The organism is Aliiroseovarius sp. S253 (genome assembly GCF_049800855.1).
Classification (GTDB): Bacteria; Pseudomonadota; Alphaproteobacteria; order Rhodobacterales; family Rhodobacteraceae; genus Aliiroseovarius.
Window position 1 is genome coordinate 602794 of the sequence record NZ_JBNAFW010000001.1, and the last position, 19388, is coordinate 622181.

General features: G+C 56.8%; 19 protein-coding genes. 6 read left to right on the plus strand and 13 right to left on the minus strand.

Annotation, left to right across the window (positions count from 1 at the left end; translation table 11 throughout):
* Positions 1–125: 125 nt before the first annotated feature.
* The gene (locus tag ACP15F_RS02985) at positions 126–1784 is read left to right on the plus strand and encodes a SulP family inorganic anion transporter (RefSeq protein ID WP_424939362.1); all 1659 of its coding nucleotides are present in this window, start codon (positions 126–128) and stop codon (positions 1782–1784) included.
* A gap of 45 nt (positions 1785–1829) precedes the next feature.
* On the opposite strand, the gene ACP15F_RS02990 is transcribed toward ACP15F_RS02985, so the two are convergent.
* Positions 1830–2435 carry a flavin reductase family protein gene (locus tag ACP15F_RS02990; RefSeq protein WP_424939363.1) on the minus strand — a complete coding sequence of 202 codons (606 nt, stop codon included), beginning with the start codon at positions 2433–2435 and terminating at the stop codon, positions 1830–1832.
* 81 nt (positions 2436–2516) lie between these two features.
* On the opposite strand from ACP15F_RS02990, the gene ACP15F_RS02995 reads away from it, so the two are divergent.
* Positions 2517–3023, plus strand: a complete 507-nt coding sequence (locus tag ACP15F_RS02995; RefSeq protein ID WP_424940930.1) for a GNAT family N-acetyltransferase — start codon at positions 2517–2519, stop codon at positions 3021–3023.
* 29 nt (positions 3024–3052) lie between these two features.
* Here the strand turns inward: ACP15F_RS02995 and ACP15F_RS03000 are convergent, their stop codons facing one another.
* Together ACP15F_RS03000 and ptsP are read right to left on the minus strand one after the other, a co-directional pair.
* Positions 3053–3424 (minus strand): hypothetical protein, encoded by a 372-nt coding sequence (locus ACP15F_RS03000; RefSeq protein ID WP_424939364.1) that lies wholly within the window; start codon positions 3422–3424, stop codon positions 3053–3055.
* A gap of 192 nt (positions 3425–3616) precedes the next feature.
* Entirely contained in the window at positions 3617–5863 is a 2247-nt protein-coding gene (gene ptsP, locus ACP15F_RS03005) for a phosphoenolpyruvate--protein phosphotransferase (protein ID WP_424939365.1), read from the minus strand.
* A gap of 363 nt (positions 5864–6226) precedes the next feature.
* Here ptsP and cysK point away from each other — a divergent pair, with 363 nt between their 5' ends.
* Positions 6227–7294 carry a cysteine synthase A gene (cysK, locus tag ACP15F_RS03010; RefSeq protein WP_424939366.1) on the plus strand — a complete coding sequence of 356 codons (1068 nt, stop codon included), beginning with the start codon at positions 6227–6229 and terminating at the stop codon, positions 7292–7294.
* An 84-nt stretch (positions 7295–7378) separates the two neighbouring features.
* Here the strand turns inward: cysK and ACP15F_RS03015 are convergent, their stop codons facing one another.
* Positions 7379–7966 carry a hypothetical protein gene (locus ACP15F_RS03015; protein WP_424939367.1) on the minus strand — a complete coding sequence of 196 codons (588 nt, stop codon included), beginning with the start codon at positions 7964–7966 and terminating at the stop codon, positions 7379–7381.
* A 214-nt stretch (positions 7967–8180) separates the two neighbouring features.
* Here ACP15F_RS03015 and ACP15F_RS03020 point away from each other — a divergent pair, with 214 nt between their 5' ends.
* Positions 8181–9101 carry a DMT family transporter gene (locus ACP15F_RS03020; protein ID WP_424939368.1) on the plus strand — a complete coding sequence of 307 codons (921 nt, stop codon included), beginning with the start codon at positions 8181–8183 and terminating at the stop codon, positions 9099–9101.
* A gap of 58 nt (positions 9102–9159) precedes the next feature.
* Here the strand turns inward: ACP15F_RS03020 and ACP15F_RS03025 are convergent, their stop codons facing one another.
* Both ACP15F_RS03025 and ACP15F_RS03030 read right to left on the minus strand, forming a co-directional pair.
* Positions 9160–10185: a hypothetical protein gene (locus tag ACP15F_RS03025; protein WP_424939369.1), complete on the minus strand. Its 1026-nt coding sequence runs from the start codon at positions 10183–10185 to the stop codon at positions 9160–9162.
* A 94-nt stretch (positions 10186–10279) separates the two neighbouring features.
* Positions 10280–10984, minus strand: a complete 705-nt coding sequence (locus ACP15F_RS03030) for an NAD(P)H-binding protein (protein ID WP_424939370.1) — start codon at positions 10982–10984, stop codon at positions 10280–10282.
* Positions 10985–11079: 95 nt separating this feature from the next.
* Between ACP15F_RS03030 and ACP15F_RS03035 the strand changes: the two genes are divergently transcribed.
* Positions 11080–11730, plus strand: a complete 651-nt coding sequence (locus tag ACP15F_RS03035; RefSeq protein WP_424939371.1) for a TetR/AcrR family transcriptional regulator — start codon at positions 11080–11082, stop codon at positions 11728–11730.
* Positions 11731–11903: 173 nt separating this feature from the next.
* Positions 11904–12845, plus strand: a complete 942-nt coding sequence (locus ACP15F_RS03040) for a hypothetical protein (protein ID WP_424939372.1) — start codon at positions 11904–11906, stop codon at positions 12843–12845.
* 151 nt (positions 12846–12996) lie between these two features.
* On the opposite strand, the gene ACP15F_RS03045 is transcribed toward ACP15F_RS03040, so the two are convergent.
* The 7 genes from ACP15F_RS03045 to metG all read right to left on the minus strand — a co-directional run bounded on the left by ACP15F_RS03045 (position 12997) and on the right by metG (position 19350).
* A complete protein-coding gene (locus ACP15F_RS03045; RefSeq protein WP_424939373.1) occupies positions 12997–13683 on the minus strand; it encodes a hypothetical protein in 687 nt (228 codons plus the stop codon).
* 109 nt (positions 13684–13792) lie between these two features.
* A complete protein-coding gene (locus ACP15F_RS03050; RefSeq protein WP_424939374.1) occupies positions 13793–15028 on the minus strand; it encodes an aspartate kinase in 1236 nt (411 codons plus the stop codon).
* A gap of 111 nt (positions 15029–15139) precedes the next feature.
* Positions 15140–15835: a hypothetical protein gene (locus ACP15F_RS03055; RefSeq protein ID WP_424939375.1), complete on the minus strand. Its 696-nt coding sequence runs from the start codon at positions 15833–15835 to the stop codon at positions 15140–15142.
* 18 nt (positions 15836–15853) lie between these two features.
* Positions 15854–16306 carry an N-acetyltransferase family protein gene (locus ACP15F_RS03060; RefSeq protein ID WP_424939376.1) on the minus strand — a complete coding sequence of 151 codons (453 nt, stop codon included), beginning with the start codon at positions 16304–16306 and terminating at the stop codon, positions 15854–15856.
* A 67-nt stretch (positions 16307–16373) separates the two neighbouring features.
* Entirely contained in the window at positions 16374–16856 is a 483-nt protein-coding gene (locus tag ACP15F_RS03065; protein WP_424939377.1) for a DUF1178 family protein, read from the minus strand.
* 88 nt (positions 16857–16944) lie between these two features.
* Positions 16945–17415, minus strand: a complete 471-nt coding sequence (locus ACP15F_RS03070; protein ID WP_424939378.1) for an NUDIX hydrolase — start codon at positions 17413–17415, stop codon at positions 16945–16947.
* Between the two features lie 219 nt (positions 17416–17634).
* Positions 17635–19350 (minus strand): methionine--tRNA ligase, encoded by a 1716-nt coding sequence (metG, locus tag ACP15F_RS03075; RefSeq protein ID WP_424939379.1) that lies wholly within the window; start codon positions 19348–19350, stop codon positions 17635–17637.
* Positions 19351–19388: the final 38 nt, after the last annotated feature.

A 19388-nucleotide genomic window follows, 5' to 3' on the forward strand; every position in this document is an offset into this window, starting at 1 on the left:
ATAGATGCCTTTAAAGCGAAGCCATGCCTGAACTGCATAACTGCATGTCGCTACGGGGATTGCTCAATACCTGCGAACCTAGTAGTTAGCGCCATTGCGAACAAATCCCCAAATGAGGTGACCCCTTGGCCCGAGCCCTGCTGGCAAGCTTTGCCAATCGTATCGAACGCCCTGATCTGCGCTTGTCGCCGAATGACGAGCTGACGCCGTCGCGGATCAAAACCGAGCTATTGTCGGGTCTGACCGTGGCCCTCGCCCTCGTACCTGAAGCCGTGGCCTTCGCTTTCGTCGCCGGCGTGCACCCGTTGGTGGGTCTTTATGCGGCCTTCATGGTGGGTCTGATCACTGCTGTGATCGGCGGACGTCCGGGCATGATCTCGGGCGCAACTGGTGCACTGGCCGTTGTTATGGTGGCGTTGGTCGCCGAACACGGAGTTGAATACCTGTTTGCGACCGTTGTTTTGATGGGGATTTTGCAGATTTTTGCCGGCGTCATGCACTGGGGGAAGTTCATCCGGCTGGTGCCGCACCCCGTAATGTTAGGCTTTGTGAATGGTCTGGCGATCGTTATTTTCCTAGCTCAGATGACCCAGTTCAAGGTGCCGGGGACGGTCGAGGCTGCGGGGCATGGCGCTGCGGGGGGCGAATGGCTTTCAGGTCTGCCTCTCTTCATGATGCTGGGCCTTGTTGGCCTGACGATGCTAATCATCTGGGGTCTGCCGAAACTGACCTCGATTATCCCGGCACCTTTGGCTGGGATTGGTGTTGTTGCCGGGCTGGTGATTGCCTTTGGGATCGACGTGCCGACTGTTGGTGACATGGCCTCGATCAAGGGCGGTCTGCCAAGCTTCCACAATCCGTTCGGTACGGGCGAGGGGCTTTATGGCACCGCGCTTGCCCCCTTCACACTTGAAACGCTTTGGATCATCCTTCCCTATGCGGTGATCCTTGCTGCGATTGGGCTGATTGAAAGCCTGCTGACTCTGAACCTTGTGGGCGAGATGACCGGCCAGCGTGGCGGCGCTTCGCAGGAATGCATCGCGCAGGGCACTTCGAATGTGATCACCGGTTTCTTTGGCGGCATGGGCGGTTGCGCCATGATCGGCCAATCGATGATCAACGTGCGCTCGGGCGGACGTACTCGTATCGCCGGTATCGCGGCCGCGGTTTTCTTGCTGTTGTTCATCGTTGTTGCCTCCAGCTGGATCGAGATGATCCCGCTGGCTGCCCTTGTCGGCGTCATGTTCATGGTGGTGATCGGCACCTTTGCCTGGAACTCGTTGAAGATCCTACGCCGTGTGCCACGCACTGATGCGTTCGTAATCCTGCTGGTGACCGCTGTGACTGTCTATGAAGACCTTGCTGTTGCCGTGGTGGTGGGCGTAATCGTGTCGGCTTTGGCCTATGCGTGGAACGCTGCCGCCCGCATCCATGCGGTCACCCGCGAAGAAGACGGGGGCAAAGTCTATGACGTGGAAGGCCCGCTGTTCTTCGGCTCGGCCGAAGGCTTTATCGAGCTGTTCGACGTCAAAAACGACCCCGATCTTGTGGTGATCGAATTCGCCCGCTCGCGCGTCGTGGATCAATCGGCCTTACAAGCGATCGAGGCCGTGGCGTTGAAATACGAAGCACTGGGCAAGAAAGTTCAGCTGCGTCACCTGAGCCGCGACTGTCACGACCTGCTGACCAAGGCAGGACACCTGATGGTCGACAGCGATGATGACCCTGATTACGAGGTCGCCGTGGACTATTCGGTCAAAACCGGCATCCTCGGTGGACATTAATAAAAAGGCGCCTTCGGGCGCCTTTTTTGGTTGGATTAACCGGAGTTACTCTCCGGGGCGTTTCAGGGTGAAACTGTCGCGTACGACGGAATAGTCGCGATACCCCAATCGGGCCAAGGGGCGTGCGCGGGTGATGTCGAAAATCCCGTCGACGATGCAGTCATCCCGCATATGGATACCGGTCACTTCGCCGAAACAGACATGATTGGCCTTGCCTGACAGTTCCGTAATCTGCGTTAGCTTGCATTCAAGTGCGGCGGGGGCAGCGGGAAGGCGGGCGGCAGCGATGGTTTCACACTCCACCCGGTCCAAAGCAGCCTTCTCGATCTCGTTGACCTCACGTGCGAAGCTGGCGGCACTGACATTCATCGCGTCCGTTAGGTCTTCTGATACCATGTGCACGCAGAACACGCCGGTCTGGCGGATATTGTCCAAACTATCCTTTCCCAATTGTCGATCCGCCTTGCCCGAGGTCGTGGCGAACATCACCTGTGGCGGATCATAGGCCACCCCATTGAAGAACGAATAAGGTGCAAGGTTATCGCGACCATCGGCATCTCTTGTGGTGATCCACGCAATAGGACGCGGTACGATCAAGGCGTTGAACGGATTATGGGGCAGCCCGTGCCCGTTTTCGGGTTTGTAGAACACTGGCTTATCCCTTCCGTTTCATAGCCTTGCCGTGATAGCAGGAACCTCAAGAGAAGCCAAAGGCAACACGAGGGCAGGCAGCTGTATCATCTGTCTCAGGAAACGCAGGAAGATTGGTGGGAGGTCGAAGCCCTTTATGACCTGTGCTTTGCGCCTGGGCGCGAGGCCTTGTCATCCTATCGTCTGCGCGATGACGTGCCACCAATCCCTGAACTGTCCTTGGTAGCCCGCGACGGGGATGGTGTTCTGGCTGGGGCGATCCGCTATTGGCCAATCGCGGTAGTGGGCGAACGCACGCACAATGCACTGTTGCTCGGGCCGGTCGCGGTGCACCCGACCCGGCAGGGTGAGGGACTGGGGGGGCATCTGATCCGTCAGAGCATCGGGCGGGCGGCCGAACTGGGCTGGGATCGTGTCATGTTGGTTGGGGATGCGCCTTACTATCAGCGGTTCGGATTTACTCGATTAGACGGAGTGATGATGCCTCCGCCCACCAACCCGGACCGTGTTCTGGCCTATGATCGGGGCGGCGGGGCTTGGCGCGGCGTGTCTGGCGAGGTACGCCGGTTCGACACAGCCCATCTGTGAACAAATCCACATTGGGTGATCGGGGACCTTTATTGAAAGGTTGGCTGATTGCGCCGTACAGATGAAAACACACCAACCGCAGCAGGTTTGGCCTGCGCGCCGATGGTTTGGCGTGACATACGTTCCAGTCGTTCTTGCCAGTAAGGGCTGCGCCGATTTTGCGATAGCGGATGCCAGATTCGATGTGCCCGGGTGCCGCGGGATTGGTTTAGCTTCCACTGGCGCGACGAGGCAGGTTGTTTCGGGGCGGTAATAGTCAGGACACCCATGCCAATCACGGCAAATGCAGCAAAGAGCGTGTAGGCGATAAGGACTGAAATTGGGCCAAGCCCCTGCGAGAACGCGGTGATGGCGGCGATGGTGCCGGTGAAAACTCCGGTGAAAAGTACACGAAACAGCATGGGCTTCTCCTAATGCGGTTCAGAGTAGGCAAATGGCCGATCAAAGAACCGCGGCATGTCTTCCAGGATACGAGCGGATCGGCCGGTCCCGTTGCCGGTTTCCTCCTAAACGCCCGCGTTGCTGTTCTGTTATTGTTCTAATTGTCTGAATATTTACCTAACACGGCGCGCAGAGCTGAAAAAAACTGCTTGTCAGGTCGAATTTTTGGCCAGCCAAGCCTTGACCGTCGCGCGCACGGATTGCTCGCCAGACAGACGGGTCTCGTCGATGAGTTCGCGCAGGTCTTCGATATTTGTGCGTCTTATCAGGCTCTTGACCGGTCCGATCGAGGCCGGTCGCATGGAAAGGTGGCGCATCCCAAGCGCTGCAAAACACACCGCTTCCAGTGGACGGCCTGCGTCTTCCCCGCAGAAACTCAGCGGAGTACGGGCCGCGTCGCAACGTGTCACGATCTCTTCGATCAGGTTCAGGAAGGACACGTTCAGCGTGTCATAACGTCGCCGGACTCGTTCATTTTCGCGGTCTGCTGCATAGAAAAACTGCTTCAGATCGTTGCCGCCGATCGAGATGAAATCGGCCATCTCGAAGAATTGTTGTGGGGCAAACACCATCGAGGGTGTTTCCAACATCGCGCCGATCTCGACCTTCTCGGGCAGGATATGCCCCAGGGCACGCTCGCGTTCGATCTCGGCCAGAAGCATTTCGCGTGCGTCGCGGAACTCGTCCAGCTGGGCGATGAAAGGGAACATAACCGTCAGGCAGCGCCCGGCAGCGGCGCGAATGAGCGCCTGCAATTGCATCCGCATGACACCAGGCTTGTCCAGCCCGACGCGGATCGCACGCCAGCCCAAGGCCGGGTTAGGTTCGTCCAGCGGGTTCATATAGGGCAATACCTTATCCGACCCGATATCGAGCGTCCGGAACGTGACCCGCTTGCCTTTCGCGGCGTCCATGACACGCGCATAGGTCGCCGCCAGATCACCGCGGCGCGGGACGCGGTCCACAGTCAGGAACTGAAGCTCGGTGCGGAACAGGCCCACCCCATGTGCTCCAGAGCTTTCCAGCGACGGCAGGTCGGCCATCAACCCTGCATTCATGTGCAGTTTTACCTCGGTCCCACAGAGGCCCATTGCGGGCTTGTCGCGCAAGCTGCGATAGCGTTCCTGCTGCTTGGCCTCCATCGCCATCTTGTCACGGAAGGCGGTGATGATCGTATCCTCGGGGCGTAGATGCACCACGCCCGCTTCGCCATCCACAAGGATGTGGTCGCCATTCAAGGCTTCGGTTGCGATGTGCCCCGCCTGAATGATCAGGGGAATCGCAAAAGCTCGCGCCACGATTGCAGCGTGGCTTGCGACCGAGCCTTCTTCAAGCACGATCCCTTTGAGGCCGCGCCCGTATTCCAGCAGTTCCCCCGGACCAATATTGGTGGCGATCAGGATCGGGTTGTCTGGCATCTCGGCCCCGGTATCCTTGCCCTGTCCGGTCAGGATCCGAAGCAAGCGGTTGGACAGGTCGTCCAGGTCATGCAGTCGCTCACGCAGGTAAGGGTCCGGTACTTGGCTCATCCGGGCACGCGCTGCGGATTGTTCTTTTTCGACAGCAGCTTCAGCGGAAAGGCCCCGAGAAATATCCTCGGCCATACGCCGCATCCATCCCTTGGAATTGGCAAACATCCGATAGGCTTCCAGAACCTGCATCTGTTCCTTGTCGGTCGTCTGCGCGTTCTCAAGCATCTCGTCCACGGACACACGCAGAGTATCAACGGCATCGTTCAGCCGCTTTAATTCAGCATCGGGATCATCAGCCACAGGGTTGGTCACAACCACGCGTGGTTCATGCAACCAGACATGGCCTTCGGCCGCACCTTCCTGCCCAATTCCGCCATTGAATGTCGCGGGGCGCTGGTGCAGTGCGCCCATGGCCTCGCCTTCGCCCACAAAGGCGCCCAGCTCGGTCATCTCGGCCAGAACCATGGCGACCACTTCGATGCCGTAAATCTCGTCGGCTGAGAATGCACGGGGATCTTTCGACTGGATGACCAACACGCCCAGTTTTTCCCCAAGGCGCTGAATGGGCACGCCCATGAAGCTCGAGTAAATTTCTTCGCCCGTTTCCGGCATATACCGGAACCCGCGCTCTGACGGTGCATCTTCGGTGTTTACCACCCGGCCCGAACGCGCCACGCGCCCTACAAGCCCTTCACCGACGCGAAGACGTGTCTGGTGCACGGCTTCCGGATTCAACCCTTCGGTCGCACACAGTTCAAGCGTTTCCGTGTCCCGGAACAGATAGATCGAGCACACCTCGACGCCAAGGCTTTCTGCAATCAGCGACGTGATGCGGTCCAGCCGCTCTTGCCCTTCGGACGCTGCCGCAAGGGTCTCGCGCAGGCTGACCAGCAGCTTTCGACTGTCGCTTGTCTGGCTTTCTGCCATCTTCATCAATCCCTGTTTGCCACGGCTTCTTTGTAGTCCCGGTAACCGAGGCATGAGCCGTTTGATCAAGCCTTATTCTAGCGGCTCGCTGCCACCTATGCCAGAAACACGTGACGTCGGCATCAGCAAATTCTCGCGCGTTTTGACACACCGCCCGGCGCGCCTGTTATTTGCGCGTCCCGACCAGCGTTTGAGCGGAACAGAAAAGTGGCACTTTGGCTGATTATGGGACAATGCGCCGGGGACGAATTGCAAGGCGTGAATTTCAGTCTTTTTCGTGGGTGCGGGTTTAGGCCCCGCGGATCGCAGTCTAAGTTAATACCCAACGAACAATGAACCCGTGTATTGCGAAAGGACCTTTCCATGGCACCCCGACAGACCAATGGGCGCGGCACGCGCTATGACAGCATTCTGGACACCGTGGGCGACACGCCCGTCATCCGCATCAACCGCATCGCGCCCGAAGGCGTAAACATGTTCGTCAAGATGGAGGCGTTTAACCCCGCCGGATCCGTCAAGGATCGTCTTGCCCTGAACATCATCGAAGCCGCCGAAGCCTCGGGCGCGCTGAAGCCCGGCCAGACGGTGGTCGAAGCCACATCCGGCAACACCGGCATCGGCCTTGCGATGGTCTGCGCTGCCAAAGGCTATCCGCTGGTGTTGACCATGGCCGAAAGCTTCTCGGTCGAGCGGCGCAAGCTGATGCGTTTCTTTGGCGCGAAGGTCGTTCTGACCCCCAAAGAGTTGAAGGGCTTTGGTATGTATTCCAAAGCCAAAGAACTGGCTGAAGAGAACGGTTGGTTCCTTGCCAGCCAGTTTGAAACCGACGCCAATGCCGACATCCACGAAAACACCACCGCGCGCGAGATCCTTGCCGATTTCGACGGCGAGCGGCTGGACTATCTGGTCACCGGCTATGGCACCGGCGGCACCGTGACGGGCATCGGGCGCGTGTTGAAGAAAGAGCGCCCCGACACCAAGATCATCCTGACCGAACCCGCCAACGCGGCGCTGGTCGCCTCGGGTTATGTGAACACCCGCAACGATGACCATCAGCCAACCGAGGGCCATCCGGATTTCAACCCGCACCCCATTCAGGGCTGGACCCCGGACTTCATTCCTTTTGTGATGCAGGAGGCGCTGGACAACGGCTATGTTGACGAACTGACCTCGGTCCCCGGCCCGGACGGCATCAAATGGTCGCAACGTCTGGCTGCCGAGGAAGGCATCTTCGTCGGCATTTCGGCCGGTGCGACCTTTGCCACCGCGATCGAGACCGCGAAGTCGGCCCCCGAAGGTGCCAACATCCTGGTCATGCTGCCTGACACCGGCGAACGCTATCTCTCGACCCCGCTATTCGAAGGCGTCGAAGAGGTGATGAGCGACGAGGAAATCGAAATCTCGCGCTCGACGCCTTACGGGCAGATGTGAGTGCTAAGCGATAGATAAAGAACAGCCCGCCGGATTGGTGGGCTGTTTTTGTTTTATGTGGGAAGGACGCAACTTAGCTTGTTTTCAAGCAGCATTCGAATCCGATAGTCGTTGCCAGAATTCAGACAGCCTCGACTTATGGAAATCGTCCTGAACGAGTGTAAGGCATTCGTCGAAGCGCGCCGCAGCAGCGTCCTTGCCTTGCGTGACCCATTCGATAGCTACAAGTCGTTCGGCATAGCCTCCCCCGTTGGAAATATCCTCTTTGATACCTGCGATAATCGCCTCTGTATCGCAAAGCTCCAGAAGCTGTGTTTCCGGAATGGCTTTCACGTCTTCCAGAATCTGCGGAATGACCGATGCTTTGCTTTCGTTACTTCCGATTGTGTACCGGTGACCCTGATTGAGCATGCGCGCCGATGTGAACGATGACGCGAACCCTTGTTTCAATCCGAACCCGACGGCAACAAGTTTTTCGACCTCTCGCCAGTAACAGTTCGCATAGATGTCAACCATCAGGGGACCGAGTTTGATCTTAGAGGAGCCAACGCTCAGGCAAAGAAACTTGCCCTTGCCAAGCTCTTTAACAGCCAAGTTCTTCCTACGCTTAGTGAAGCCAAGTGCAGAGAAAGATTGCGTGATTTCCGAGATTGTCGAATTCTGCCAGCTCATCTCTCACCCCATTCTTAACTACGGTTCTAGACGTAGCAGCATCAATAATGGGTGGTAAGGTCAGATCGCCAGCTATCATCGCCTTTGAGTGGATATCTAGTTCAACGATGTGGCTGCATTGTCATTCGTAGCTAATCTCGAAACCACAAGAAACGGATTGGCCTTCACCGCAAATCCCGCCATCACTGTGGGCAGCAACACGGGACACCGCTAAATGACACAACCCTCCCTCCAAATGGACCGCACCGCATGGATCATGCTGATCGCTCTGGCGGCCGTCTGGGGCGGGTCGTTTTTCTTTGCCGAGGTCGCGCTGGGCGAGGTGCCGCCTCTGACCATCACGCTGCATCGTGTGTTTTGGACCATTCCCATTCTGGCGGTGATTGTCGCGATGAAGCGAATCCCGATCCCGCGCAACCCACGCATTTGGCTGGGCTATCTGGGTATGGGCGCGTTGAACAACGCGATCCCGTTTTCACTGATTTTCTGGGGGCAGACGCAGATTGAGAGCGGTCTTGCCTCGATCCTGAATGGCACCACAGCGATGTTCGGCGCGGTCGTTGCGGGCGTGCTTCTGGTCGACGAACCCCTGACCGGTCGCAAGATCGCAGGCGCCCTTCTAGGCCTGATCGGTGTCGGTGTCATCATGGGCCCCGAGGCCGTGTCGGGCTTTAACCCCGCCAACCTCGCGCAGCTGGCGATCCTCGGCGCCGCTCTGTCCTATGCCTTCGCCAGCGTCTGGGGCCGGGTCATGCTGGCAGGCCAACCGCCCTTGATGAACGCGCTGGGCATGGTGACGGCCAGCACGTTGATTATGGCGCCTGTTGTCTGGATGGTCGACGGAGCGCCATCTCTGAGCCTGTCCGTGACCACATGGGGAGCCCTCTTGGGCCTCGCAGCCCTCTCAACCGCGCTGGCCTACGTCCTCTACTTCGCCATCCTCGTTAGGGCAGGAGCCGCGAACCTGATGCTCGTCACCTTGCTGATCCCGCCCTTCGCTATCGGGCTTGGCGCGATGTTCCTGGGTGAACGTATCGGGCCCGGAGCATGGATGGGTTTCGCGATCATCGCGATGGGGTTCGCGGTGAATGATGGGCGGGTGTTTGGGTGGTTGAAGCGTCGTATCGCTGACTGAGGCCTGGTATGTCTATCGCGCAACTGAAGCCCGAGCGCCTGAAGGTCAACCCAATCTACTATTTTGTTTGTGCGTGGCCGAACTCGGTCTGTGCACTTCTCATGGCATCAAAATAGCAGGGGCTGAGTTGCTGATATGCGTCCCAATTGTTCCAATCATTCACATCAGGAATCTGACGGGCCATATCCTGCTGCGCACGCGGGCTTGCCCAGTAAGTCTCATTTGAAATTGCGGTCTCAAGGGGGCTACGCATCGCTAATGGAGTAGACGCCCACATCGTGCTAATGCCAACTGCAACACAGGCCTGCACTTCATTCTCGCAACTGCGTTCACAGAAATCGACCATTGGTCGCCATGAGCGTACATCTCCGGCAACATTTTTCACACGTCTGAAAAGCTCTGAATTCTCAACCAGTGACCTTGGAGGTGTGCTGACCCATGCGAATTGCAACGCGTCTATTCCAGCGCCGTCGCCGGTTTCCATGGGCCTTCGCGCCGAGCCGACATAGCGCTCGCTTGCAGAACGGGACGCTTGCGCCAATGCCCACTGCACAATGACAACCGCCTCTTCCGGCAATTTGTCGTCGCGCCCAACAAGTACCTCAAGCAAGGCGTCTGCTTGCCCCTGCCGAAGGATTGTTTCTGCAGCAAGTAACGCTGCAATCGGTTCCCCGCGATCAAGTAATGCGCTGATCGCCGGTACCTTTTCTTCGATCTTTTGGGCCTGCAGCAGAGCTGTGGCCAAGGGGGCGACATTTGCCGCTTCTGTTAACCAAGATTTACCAGATAGACCCTTGGGAATGCGAAGAAGGGCGACGCGTTCTTTTCTGGGGAGGTCTGAAGTGACGTGAAAATGCATGTAGCCGTGGCTGGCAATTCTGGCCAACAGCATCTGTGCTGCTGTGTTGCCCTCCCTCGCCAGCGCTGCCAAGGAATGCAGCGCATCCATATCATCACCTGCAAGCCACGTTTCTACAGCCTCGCGGTATTCTGGGCTGTCACTGCCCGCAACCGGGTCAGTCTGCCCCAAGGAAGGGACACTCGACAGAAGACCTGCAATCAAGATTACAATAATTCGAGACACGTTAATCGCCTTTCAGATAAATAGCTGATTTCGAACGTATTTAGGCTAAGTGTTGGCGTCAACCTTGGCGCGAAGAGGTGGGCGGGGTAGGATTTCACAAAACAGCGATCTCAACCAATCGCGCACTCTCCGTTCCTGCCCCACAAATCGCAGGCGCTTTCCCGATCAGCGCGTCGTTCCGCAGCGCTTCGACCATGAACAGGGCAAAGTCGATCCGGCGGGTCATGTTGGACGCCAGCACTGGGTCCTGCACATGTTCCGACCAGACGGGCAGGCCTTGGCTTTCGCCTTCCTCAAGATCTGATCCGCGCACCACGGTCCATCGGGTGTCCGATTTGAAGATCAGGTCGCAGGCTCGGTATTGGTCGTCGATCTCAACCAGCCGCAGCCAGCGCAAAAGGGGGCTTAGGAACCTGATGATCGCATTGATCTTCCACGAATAGCGATCCTTGCCGTCCAACGTGATGTGCCAGCCGCAGGAATAGATCAGCCGCGCGTCCGGTTCGGCGAAGTCCATCACGGCCTGTGCGGTGCCCGACGCATATTGCTGCACGCCCCATGGGGCCAGTACGGTCAGCACGCCCTCGCAGCCCTTTACCGCACGTTCGATCACGTCGCGGTCATTAGTTTTGCCGGGGTAAAGCGTGATGCGATTTCCGTGCTCGGCCATCACCGCGCCCAGTTTCCCCACGCTCTTTTCCCGGCACACGCCATTCACGTGATAGCCGCGCTCCAGCGCGTGTTTCAGCATGTATTGCCCAAGTTTGCCCGAGATCCCGACGATGCAGATGCGTTTCATTTCCTTGATCCTTTACTTACAGTGTAAGTTAACTTGGGGCTTGATATAAACTTACAGTGTAAGTAAATCAAGTGGGGTAATCGAAAGGGGCGCAAGTGGCTCGAAAATCAGGGAAAACATCAAAGCTGTCGCGCGAGGCGATCCTCGCCGCAGCCGTAAAACTGGCCGACGAGGCTGGTTCCGAATCGCTGTCCATGCGCAAGCTGGCCGCCGCTTTGGGGGTCGAGGCGATGTCGCTCTACAACCACTTTTCCAACAAAGACGCGCTGTTGATGGGCATGGCTGACTGGGCCATCGCGCAGATCCCGCTGCCCAATCCGAGCGGCCCATGGCAGGATGAACTCCGCGCCCGTGCCCACAACGCGCGCGCTGTGTTCAAACGCCACCCGTGGACGATCCAACTGATGGTATCGCTGCCCAACACCGGCCCCAACGTGCTGGCCTATGTCGAGGCGACGCTGGCCGTCATGACCAACGCGGGCTTCGATCTGATCGACGCTGACCACGCCTGGAACCTGATGGACAGCCATATCTATGGCTTCACGCTTCAGGAGTTAAACTTCCCCTTCGCCCCCGAGGAATACGCCGAGGTCACCAAAGCCCACCTCCACCTGATCCCCGCCGAGACCTATCCAAACCTACGCGCCATGGCCGAGAAAGTCGCTGCGCGCGAATATGACGGCCTGCACAACTTCGCACAGGGGGTGGAGTTGATCATTGCGGGGTTGGAGGGGGAAAAAACGTAGTTGGGTCGAACCTCGTCACCCAACTAAACTAGAATTGTGCGTCCTCGGTGGACGAAACTGGTTGTCGTTTCGGTATCAAGGATTTCCTTACATGCATCTAATTCAAGAGTGCTAAGAAAGCGGTGCATTGATCTACTACGAACTCGTGGCATTTTACCGACCGGAGACCCGACATGAAAATTTTCGATAGGTTGTTCAGAAACAAGAAGCTCAAAAGGGCGGTCGAAAATGTCGAGGAACGGTTAAATCAGGGGCGGTCGGAATTGAGCATTGCGCTGGTGGATCGCAACCAGGCGATCGGGCTTTCTCTTCCCAACAACCAACCAACCCATTTTTTTCTCGCAGCGTCAAAGATCGCTTCTCGACACGTGGATGAAGAGCAGCAGTTTCAGCTTCACAACCTCAATCGGGAAGCATTCGAATCCATCTTTTGCCTTCATGCAAATCTCTGGCCAGAAGACGGAACCAGAGAATTGGCCCAAGACTTGTTCCCTGGTTGCGGTACGACGATCCGGACTGCAAGGGATGAGGTTCAGCTTTTGGCTGATGATGTCTGGAAGCAGGCCTTCGGCGAAGAAGATCTTCACGATCAGGCAATGGACGAAGAAAAGCAGTGGTATGAAGCCACCAAGCTTTTTGAGTTATCGCCTGAAAGGGACCTTATCGGGTTTCTTTCCGAATTGGGCCCCGAATACCTGCACCTTATGATTACCGACGGCAACTCTCTGCTCGATAAATCGGAATACTTTTGGATCGCCAAGCAGCCGAATTTGGACAAACTGACGGCCCAATTCATTCACGTGGCACTTGGAAGCACCGCGTACAAACTGTCGAAGGAAGAGGCTGAGATTTTTGCCGATCTGAACCAGCGCTTGGAAGCAGACACCTATCCGTCGCATGGCTATCGCGTTCGTGGCGGTATGGATGACATGTTGTCACGTAGCGTGGAAAACTATCGTCAAAAGGATCGGGCAGGTCGCTTTGCTCTGTCAAACGAACAACTGGATGCGCTTTGTGCAAGCAGCGGGGCATGGTCCGGTCCTATCATCTGCGGGTGGATTTCCGGATGGGAAACCATTCATTCATGTGACCTAAAAACTTGGAGACAGGCCTGATCGCCGCCGAGATCTATCCCAACCTGCGCACCATGGCCGAGAAAGTCGCCGTGCGCGAATATGTCGGGCTCAACAGTTTCGCGCAGGGGTGGAGTTGATCATCGCGGGATTGGAGGGGGGTATCGAGAACTATAGAGGATTGATTGTAAGCCTAGTGGCAGAAGTCTCCTAATGTCTCGTTCGGTCGTGAAGTCGTAAACTTCTGCTTGGAGAATTTCCAAGTGAGAAATTCACCATCATTATGTTTAAGTATGCGAGGTGATTTGGAACCAACAAACAAACCAAGCTCAAGATCGTCTAATTCAAGGATACGTTTTGAGGCTGTATGTCGGTAGTCGCCCCGTGGGGCTTGGATTATGCAGGCCGACTGAAGATCCGATGCTCGAAGTTCTGATTTCAACGGTTCAACAACATGGTTTCGAATGCCGGCAATGGTCAGAGGTAGCACCACCACGAATACCACCGCAGATTTGATAGCCCATGCTCGAAATTGTGCCATAACCACGATCATATTGAACAGCGCAAGGTAGCCTATCCCACCTATGCCGTGGTTGCTGTGCCGATCTCCGATGCCCGGAAAACTCGCGATTTTTGCAAGTACCAACGACAATAGTAGAAGGAGTAAGAACACAGCGTTGGCCTGAAGCGCTAGTTCATTATCATTCAGAAGCGCCAAAGCCCCAAGCGAAAGATTAATTGCGATTGAAGCATAGACGATTACTTCAAGCACATCACCTACCCAGACATTTCCTGTCATGGCGGCAAAAATGTAGATGATTATCGAACTCGCTGAAGCAGCGGACAAAATGAGAAGCGCATTTGTAAAAAACAAAATCATCGGAACACCTTTGGATCAATTAATGGTGGAGCGCGCGGGTTGGCAAACAAAAAAACGGCCCCGCATCCTCGCGAGGCCGTTCTTAATTCCAACCATAGGCCGGTAGGGCTTACGCTTTCTCCAGCTCGAACGCGTCATGCAGCGCCTGTACGGCAAGCTCCATGTATTTGCGGTCGATCAGGACTGAAAGTTTGATTTCCGAGGTGGTGATAACCTTGATGTTGATGCCTTCGTTCGACAGCACTTGGAACATCTTAGCCGCAATACCAGCCTGTGAGCGCATTCCGATCCCGACGATCGAGACCTTGGCCACATCCGTATCCGCCACGATGTCGTGGAAGTTGATGTCACCGGCTTCCTTGGCGGCTGCCATCGCCTTTTCGGCGCGCGCCACCTGATCAACAGGGCACGAGAAGGTCATGTCGGTGCGACCCTCTTCCGAGATGTTCTGCACGATCATATCCACGTTCACGCCAGCGTCTGCTAGCGGGGTGAAGATGGCCGACGCGATGCCGGGGCGGTCCGCCACCGAGATCAGAGTCATTTTCGCTTCGTCGCGGCTGTATGCGACGCCAGAAACTACATTGCTTTCCACGATATCCTCCTCGTCGCAGACCAGCGTGCCTGCTTCCGGGTCATATTCCTCGAAACTGCTGAGAACCCGCAGTTTCACTTTATAGCGCATCGCCAGCTCGACCGAGCGGGTCTGCAGAACTTTCGCACCAAGCGATGCCAGTTCCAGCATTTCCTCGAATGCGATCTTGTCCAGTTTGCGCGCCTTGTCCGAGATGCGCGGGTCCGTCGTATAGACGCCGTCCACATCGGTATAGATGTCGCAACGCTCGGCCCCAAAGGCGGCGGCGAAAGCCACAGCTGTGGTGTCCGATCCGCCACGCCCCAGCGTGGTGACCCGGCCATCATCTGCGATGCCCTGGAACCCGGCCACGACAGCGACACGCATGCCTTCGCCGAACTTGGCCATGATGTTGTCGGTCGGGATCTCTTCAATCCGCGCAGCCGAGTGTACGCCCGAGGTCTTCACCGGCACCTGCCAGCCCTGCCAGCTGCGTGCAGGAACTTCCATTTCCTGCAGGCGCAGCGACATCAGACCTGCGGTCACTTGTTCACCCGAGCTGACCACAGCGTCATATTCGCGTGCATCATACAGATGTGAAGTTTCGTTGACCCAGCCCACCAGCTCGTTGGTTTTGCCCGACATGGCCGAGACGATGACGATCACGTCATAGCCATTGGCCACCTCACGCGCGACCCGCTTCGAGGCCCGGTGGATCCGATCCAGATTGGCGACCGATGTGCCGCCGAATTTCATCACCAGAATAGGCATGCTGCCCCATCCCTTCCTTTACGTCCGGCTTCTCTTACGCAGGAGGGGGCGAAAGGGCAAGTGTGGATGGGGTGTCATGTTGGCCCTTTGGGGGTGGGTGGTGGACGTTCGCTACAGGTCGAAGACGGTGATCCACTCTCCTGTCTTGATGCGGCACTCATGGTTCTGAACAAGGTGACGGGCGACGGCGCGCATATGCGAAGCGCCATAGACAATCCCGATGGTTTGATTTGTATCATCAAGTTTGGCAATTTGATCGTCGATGACGCTGATCAAGTGTTGGTCACGTCGCCCTAGCACAATGTCGTCGACCGCCTGTAGATCTTCGTCTTTCAAAAAATCCTCGCGGCTCTCCAGCATCTGGCTGTTGATTTGGCTTGCCATAAGGCGGCGCGTTCCAAAGAGCCGCAGATAAAGACCGAAGAAATACGCGGCAATCGGAAGAACAAACCTGTTGAAGAACGAGAGCCCTTTCCAGCTTTCGTCAAAAAGTGCGCCTTCGATATCCGCAAGGACCAGCCGCTCTTTGACGTGATCAAGTGCCATCTCGTGTTGTGCAACCAGTCCCAGCCGCGGATTGCGCGTCAGTTGCAGATAGGCTCTGCTCAGTCTTTTGCTGTATCTGCTGCTGATACCTTCGCAAAGAATGACATCGCACGAAGACAACCGCTTAGACACCTCCGCGTAAAATGATGGCTGCGCCACATGGATCATGGGAAAGAGCAGAACGCGAAAGCCTGTTCGCGTGTTCTCGAGGGTCCAGATGGCACTGCGCACCCCAAGCACGGATCTTTCAATGAACTGCATGGCATCCCCAGATTAGGGTTAGTCCTTCTTTGCGTACTTGATGAACGGCGTCTTTGTCGCGACCCGATCGTAAAGCATCCGACCCTTATAGTTGAACTCTTGCGTTAACCAGTAGGTGCCCGAGCAGCCATTATCCTTGGCTATTTTGTGGACGGCTTCGATCAGCTGTCGACCTACGCCGCTCCCGCGCAGGCTGGGATCGACATAAAGGTCCATTAGATAGCAGGTGTTCTCAACGCTCCACATGCTGCGGTGAAATAGGAAGTGGGTCAGGCCAACCAGTACGCCGTTCTGCTCGGCCACCAAACCCTGAAACTCTCCGGGTTCGCCAGACAGCATCCGCGCAAACGAGCTGTCATAGACCGCGTCGTCCAGCTTGGTTTCATAGAACTCCAGATAGGCGGCCCACAGTGCGCGCCACGCTGGTTTGTCGTCTGCACGAACGGGGCGGATGGTGATGGTGTCGGGCATGGTAGGCATCCTGAATGCAATGTCGGTGGCGATAGCCTAGCCGAATGCCGTCCGATCACAAGGTGCCTTAGTTCACCTTCCGCGTGGGGGTAAAGGGCAGGGGCATTACCGGGACACCATCCTCGATCAATTCCTTGGCGTCTTCCAGCTTTGTCTCGCCATAAATCGCACGTTCCGGTGCCTCGCCCAGATGCATGGCGCGGGCTTCTTGGGCGAAATCTTCGCCCACGTAATCGCTTTCGGCCTCGACCTTGGCGCGCAGCTTGGCAATTTCTGCTTCAATCTCGGCCTGTACCTCCGGAGGAGGTGCGACATGCGGAGAAGGAGCCGACGGAGCCGGAGCAGGGGGCGTCTTTGGCACCTCAGGTTTCACCGCAGCGCTGCGCGCCGGGCGCACTTTCGGGGCCATCAACGTCTTTTCCACGTTGGTGGACCCACAATCCGGGCACGCAACATGCCCCGCCGCCTTCAACGCATCAAAGGCGTCGGCGTTCTGGAACCAGCTTTCAAAGCCGTGGTTCTGGTCGCATTTCAAAGCATAACGGATCATGGGGCGCGTACGTCCATTTGGTGTCGTGTTAAAGATATATGAAACTCGAGAAGGGCTTGTGCAAGGCCCCAGCGGCTTGAGCACCTAATCAGCGCAGGGCTTTGGGATCAAAATCCTTGATGATCTGACGCAGTTCCGGCTCGCCTACCATCTGCGCGGCTTTCTTGCGGCTGACCCATTTGCGGCGGCGTTCATGCTTTTCCGGAAAGCTCTTCAACTGCTTTTTCACCTTCAGTGGAAATACCGCCACCACACAGGGCAACCTTTCACCCGCGAACCCCTTATCATAGGCATAGAACCCAAGTACCTGATGGAACAGTTTGCCTTCAACCCCTGCCTCTTCATAGGCTTCGGTCGCCGCCGCCCCTGCAGGGGTTTCCCCGTCCATTGGCCAGCCTTTTGGGATGATCCACCGCCCTGTCCCGCGCGAGGTGATCAACAGGATCTCGGTCCTGCCGTCATGGATACGAAAGGGCAACGCGCCGAACTGCGTGCGCACAGAGCGCTTGTCAGAAAGCGATAGCCGGATAGGCTTTTGTTTGCCCTTTGCAATCGTCAACTTTTTACCGCTCGTTTTCCCCATGGGTCCGGTCATCTTACCCGGTTATTGTTGCTCTTTTTTAAAGATAGCGGCTTTCGGGGTGAAATAAAGAAGAAATGGCTGATTTGGTGTGTAGTTGGGGCTAGTAGCCCTAAATCGGGTGCGTTTCCGGTATGTGGACGAGTAAAAACGCCCCAACCGAAAGGAGGGGCGTTTCGAAGGTCATTTGAAGATGGCTTAGTCGCGCGTGCCTGCAAACCGCTCTTGCCATTCCTCGCGCTGTTCGTCGGCGATCTTGGCAAAGAGGTTTTCCGGCACTGTAAAGGCATGACCCGCTTTTAGGGTGTCCAATGTCTCGGCCACATCGCCTGGCCAATCCATGTCGGTGTTCATTGACGCACGCAGGGTTTCCGCAGCATCGGGGATGAAGGGGGCCGACAGTACCGCGTAGAGGCGGATCAGGTTCAGGGCCAGACGGATCTGTGCGGCGGCCTGATCAGGGTCGGTCTTGAACGTCGCCCAGGGCGCCGTCGACTGCAAATACTCATTGCCTGCAACCCAGATGCCACGCAGCTCTTGGGCTGCCTTACGTACGTCCATCGCTTCCATATGGCCTTCATAGGCGCGCACTTTGGTGGTCAGATCGGCGATCAGCGCGGTTTCCGCTTCGCCATATTCACCACCTTCCGGCACAGCCTCCGAGAATTTCGAGCGGCAGAACTTGGTTACGCGGCTGACAAAGTTGCCCAGCACGTCAGCCAGATCTTTGTTCACCGAGGTTTGGAAATTCTCCCACGTGAATTCACTGTCCGAGTTTTCGGGCGCGTGGCTCAAGAGCCACCAGCGCCAGTAATCCGCGGGCAGGATCGACAGGGCCTGATCCATGAACACGCCACGGCCTTTCGAGGTCGAAAACTGTCCGCCATCATAGTTCAAATAGTTGAACGACTTGATGTAATCGACCAACTTCCACGGCTCTTGCGAGCCCATGATCGTCGCCGGGAACGACAGGGTGTGGAAGGGTACGTTGTCCTTGCCCATGAACTGCACGTAACGCACGTCATCGGCACCCTTGTCGGTGCGCCACCAGCGCTCCCAAAACTCGGGGCCTTCGCCTTTTTCATCCGCCAGCTCGGCGGTTGCGGCGATGTATTCGATGGGCGCGTCGAACCAGACATAGAAGACCTTGCCTTCCATCCCCGGCCAATCGTCGTCGCCTTTCTTGACGGGTACACCCCAATCCAGATCGCGCGTGATGCCGCGATCTTGCAGGCCGTCGCCATCATGCAACCATTTCTTCGCGATCGAAGTCGTCAGGACAGGCCAATCGGACTTCTGGTCGATCCACGCATCCAGTTTGTCCTTCAGTTTGGACTGACGCAGGTAAAGGTGCTTGGTTTCACGCACTTCAAGGTCAGTGGAGCCAGAGATGGCCGAACGCGGGTTGATCAGGTCGGTTGGGTCCAGTTGTTTCGTGCAGTTTTCACACTGATCACCGCGCGCACCGTCATAGCCACAGTTGGGGCATTCACCTTCAATGTAGCGGTCGGGCAGGAAGCGGCCATCGGCGTTGGAATAGACCTGCTTTTCTGACACTTCTTCGATGAACCCGTTGTCCGCCAGCTTGCCTGCGAAATGCTGAGTCAGCTTGTGGTTCTGCGGGGAAGATGAGCGACCGAAGTTGTCGAACGACAGGCGAAAGCCCTTCGCGATCTCGGCTTGAACCTCGTGCATCTCGGCACAGAATTCTGCAACGGGCTTTCCTGCTTTCGCGGCAGCCAGTTCGGCCGGAGTACCGTGTTCGTCAGTCGCGCAGATGAACATGACCTCGCGGCCCCGGCAGCGGTTATAGCGGGCGTAAAGGTCAGCCGGCAGCTGCGAGCCAACCAGGTTTCCAAGGTGCTTGATCCCGTTGATATAAGGGATTGCCGAAGTGATGAGGACGCGGTTCATGTGAGCTCCCAAAACGTGTTTGGGGCCGTATACGACAT

Bases quoted from the DNA above. Each gene is read 5' to 3' on its own strand.
- cysK (WP_424939366.1), top strand. From the start codon at position 6,227: ATGGCACCCCGACAGACCAATGGGCGCGGCACGCGCTATGACAGCATT.
- ACP15F_RS03040 (WP_424939372.1), top strand. From the start codon at position 11,904: ATGAAAATTTTCGATAGGTTGTTCAGAAACAAGAAGCTCAAAAGGGCG.
- ACP15F_RS03015 (WP_424939367.1), bottom strand. From the start codon at position 7,966: ATGAGCTGGCAGAATTCGACAATCTCGGAAATCACGCAATCTTTCTCT.
- metG (WP_424939379.1), bottom strand. From the start codon at position 19,350: ATGAACCGCGTCCTCATCACTTCGGCAATCCCTTATATCAACGGGATC.
- ACP15F_RS03065 (WP_424939377.1), bottom strand. From the start codon at position 16,856: ATGATCCGTTATGCTTTGAAATGCGACCAGAACCACGGCTTTGAAAGC.
- ACP15F_RS03060 (WP_424939376.1), bottom strand. From the start codon at position 16,306: ATGCCCGACACCATCACCATCCGCCCCGTTCGTGCAGACGACAAACCA.
- ptsP (WP_424939365.1), bottom strand. From the start codon at position 5,863: ATGGCAGAAAGCCAGACAAGCGACAGTCGAAAGCTGCTGGTCAGCCTG.
- ACP15F_RS03020 (WP_424939368.1), top strand. From the start codon at position 8,181: ATGACACAACCCTCCCTCCAAATGGACCGCACCGCATGGATCATGCTG.
- ACP15F_RS03030 (WP_424939370.1), bottom strand. From the start codon at position 10,984: ATGAAACGCATCTGCATCGTCGGGATCTCGGGCAAACTTGGGCAATAC.
- ACP15F_RS03045 (WP_424939373.1), bottom strand. From the start codon at position 13,683: ATGATTTTGTTTTTTACAAATGCGCTTCTCATTTTGTCCGCTGCTTCA.
- ACP15F_RS03000 (WP_424939364.1), bottom strand. From the start codon at position 3,424: ATGCTGTTTCGTGTACTTTTCACCGGAGTTTTCACCGGCACCATCGCC.
- ACP15F_RS03055 (WP_424939375.1), bottom strand. From the start codon at position 15,835: ATGCAGTTCATTGAAAGATCCGTGCTTGGGGTGCGCAGTGCCATCTGG.
- ACP15F_RS03050 (WP_424939374.1), bottom strand. From the start codon at position 15,028: ATGCCTATTCTGGTGATGAAATTCGGCGGCACATCGGTCGCCAATCTG.